Origin of the sequence: Salmonella sp. SAL4457 (assembly GCF_046548235.1) — a bacterium.
GTDB lineage: Bacteria > Pseudomonadota > Gammaproteobacteria > Enterobacterales > Enterobacteriaceae > Salmonella > Salmonella enterica.
This window is the reverse complement of record NZ_JBGDZO010001516.1, coordinates 1-228: the sequence shown is the minus strand read 5'-3', so window position 1 is coordinate 228 and position 228 is coordinate 1. Positions and strand designations below refer to the sequence as shown.

Genomic DNA, 228 nt, shown 5'->3' with positions numbered 1-228 from the left:
ATCTGTGCTGGCACACCAGAAAGAAGACGAGATCGAAGCGGCCTACAACCGCAGCGACTATCTGGAACAAAGGCGACCGCTGATGCAGTGGTGGGGAAACTACGTTGATGCCGCCAGACGGCAGGCGCTGCTCGGTGCAGAAGAACCGCTGCAAATCGTGGAAGGAGAATAATGTGACCAGTCCCATTCGTCAGAATCTGTTTGAACGGGAATGTGATATGCCGCTTC

At 54.4% G+C, this 228-nt stretch carries 1 pseudogene; it reads left to right on the top strand.

Annotation, left to right across the window (positions count from 1 at the left end):
• A pseudogene (locus tag ACLJNW_RS29265) lies at positions 1-172 on the top strand (integrase); the annotation flags it as partial.
• Positions 173-228 lie beyond the last annotated feature (56 nt).